The sequence below is a fragment of the Streptomyces botrytidirepellens genome (assembly GCF_003721215.1).
GTDB lineage: Bacteria > Actinomycetota > Actinomycetes > Streptomycetales > Streptomycetaceae > Streptomyces > Streptomyces himastatinicus.
In genome coordinates this window covers 1-2,540 of sequence record NZ_RIBZ01000531.1, presented here as the reverse complement: position 1 = coordinate 2,540, position 2,540 = coordinate 1, and the positions used below count along the sequence as shown (strand labels likewise).

Below are 2,540 nucleotides of genomic sequence, written 5' to 3'. Positions count from 1 at the left end.
GTCGGCGCCGCCCGGCTGCTGGCCGCCCGTACGGCACGCACCGCCCCGCCGCCCGCCGTCGGGGAGGCCGCGTGAGGCCCTCCGCCACCCGCCGCCTCCCGCTCTCCCTGCGCCGCCGCGGTGTCCCCTGGGACCGGCAGCGGCCCACCTGGCGGGAGGCCAGGCCCGCCCTGATCGCCGCGGCCCTGAATCGGGCGCAGGACCGCCCGTCGGGCAACTGGTACGTGCTCGGCGCGTCCGCCGCCGTCGCCCCGGGCCGCCCCTTCGGCCGGACCGTCGCCGGTACCGAGGTGGTGGCCTGGCGCGGCTCTGGCGGACGTCTCGTCGCGGGGCCCGGCGCCTGCCCGCACCTCGGGGCGCCGCTGAAGGACGCGGTGGTCAGCCGCGGCAGGCTCGTGTGCCACTGGCACGGCCTCGCCCTGCCCGGGGACGCCACGGGGCCGGGCTGGTGTCCGCTGCCCGCCCACGACGACGGCGTCCTCGCCTGGGTACGGCTCGACGCGGCCGGTGGCGAGGAGCCGCTGGAACGCCCGGTGCTGCCGCCCCGCCCGGTGACCGGGGCCACGCTCGCCGCCGTCCACGACGTCACCGGCACCTGCGAGCCGGCCGATGTCGTCGCCAACCGCCTCGACCCGTGGCACGGCGGGTGGTTCCACCCGTACTCCTTCGTCGACCTCACCGTCGAGGAGCCGGACGGCGACGACGCCCTCGCCGTCCGGGTGTCCTTCAAGGTGGCCGGTCGGGTGGTCGTCCCCGTCCGCGCCGTGTTCTCCGCACCCGGGCCACGCACCGTCGTCATGCGCATCACCGACGGCGAGGGCCGTGGCTCCGTGGTCGAAACCCACGCCACCCCGCTGACCCCCGATCACCGCGGCCGCCCGCGCACCGCCGTCATCGAGGCGGTCCTCGCCACGTCCGACCGCCCCGGCTTCGCCGTCGCCCGGGCGGCCGCACCCCTGTTGCGGCCCCTGATGCGCGCCGCCGCGGGCCGCCTGTGGCGCGACGACCTCGCCTACGCCGAACGCCGCTGGGCCCTGCGGGAGGCGGGCCGCTTCCCGGGCTGACCGGCGGGCCGCAGTGGTCACGGCCGGTGGTGTTTCCCGGCCAGCCGGTGCACACCGCGCAGCACGGCCGTACGGCCGTGGCGGGGGACCGTCCACAGCCGCTGGCCGCTCACGCCCCAGCGGGCGAGCAGCGCGTTGGCGGCCAGGAAGCCGCTGGTGGCCGCCCGTTCCATCAGGGCGACCGGCAGATCGGTGCGGACCAGGTCCCCGGCCAGCACCACCGCCGGGTCGGGCGTGCGCACCGTGGGCCGGTCGCGGTAGCCGCCGACCGGGAAGGCCGGGCAGTCGGCGCGCCATTCGTGGCGTACGTCGACCACCGGGGCGTCCCGGGTCTCGGGGTAGACCCGGGCCAGCTCCGCCCGCAACCGGCGCTCCACGGCGGCCCGGTCGGCGTCCGGGCCGACCGCGTACGCGTGCAGCTCCAGCACCGATCCGCCGGTGGCCGCGGCCCATCGGCGGGCTTCGCCCTCCCAGCGGGACACGACGCTGACGTTGTCGAGCGGGCCGTAGCCGCTCGTCCCGAGGAAACCGGGGCGGCCGGGGTCCACGGGCGCGCCGAGCCACAGGCGGGAGACCAGGAACGGCGGCGCGGTCCGCAGGGCCGCGATCCGGTCCCGCCACCCCGGGTCGCCCAGGCCGGGGGAGTTCGCGACCAGCGTGCGCAGCCCCGCCGTGTCCAGGGCGAGCACCGCCCCGTCGTACGCGTCCCCGTCCACCGCCACCCGTCCGCCGTCCAGCGGCCGTACCGACTCCACGGCGGCGCCCGGCCGCACCCGGGTGCCGTGGCCCTCCAGGTAACGCCGCAGCGGATCCCACAGCGCGTACGGGAACGGCTCGCGCACCACGTCGAACAGCAGGCCCTCGCTCGATCCGAGGAAGTAGATGTGGAACATCACCGCCAGTTCGGCCGCGGACAGCTCGCCCGGATCCGTGAAGAAGCTGCGGGAGAACACCTCGAACGCCAGGTGCCGGGCCGCCGCCGGGAAACGGACCGCGTCCAGGAACTCCGCCGCGCTCAGCGCGTCCAGCCGCTCGTGGATCCACGGCAGCCGGACGTCGAACAGCGGCAGCGCCGCCACCGGGTCCATGCCCGCCAGATCCCGCCAGCCGAACGACGGGCTGCGCGCGACGAAGCCGAGCGCGGACCACGGCGGGGTGCGCGGAACGCCCGCGAAACCGTCGCGCAGGCCCGATCCGTGCCACAGCGGGTAGTCCGGCAGCGCGGTGAGCAGGCGTAAGGCCGGGTCGATCCGCCGCAGCAGCCCCCGCAGGTTGTAGTACTGCCGGAAGAAGGCGTGGAAACCGCGGCACATCGTCGCCGCCGACCCGTCCGCGAGCGTCGTCGGCCACCCGGCCAGCCGCCCGCCGAGCACCGCGCGGCGCTCGTACAGCACCACCGCGACCCCGCGCTCGGCCAGTGCGGTCGCCGCCGCGAGCCCCGCGATCCCGCCGCCCACCACCGCGACCCGCGGCGCA

Annotated in this window: 2 protein-coding genes; one reads left to right on the top strand and one right to left on the bottom strand. The window is 77.4% G+C overall.

Going from position 1 to position 2,540, the window contains the following annotated elements; all coding sequences use genetic code 11:
- Positions 1 to 71 precede the first annotated feature (71 nt).
- Positions 72 to 1,064, top strand: coding sequence for a Rieske (2Fe-2S) protein (locus EEJ42_RS32410; protein ID WP_123105497.1), 993 nt, complete (start codon positions 72 to 74; stop codon positions 1,062 to 1,064).
- A gap of 17 nt (positions 1,065 to 1,081) precedes the next feature.
- Here EEJ42_RS32410 and EEJ42_RS32405 read toward each other — a convergent pair.
- On the bottom strand, positions 1,082 to 2,540 hold a 1,459-nt coding region (locus EEJ42_RS32405), incomplete at its 5' end, for an FAD-dependent oxidoreductase (RefSeq protein WP_123105495.1).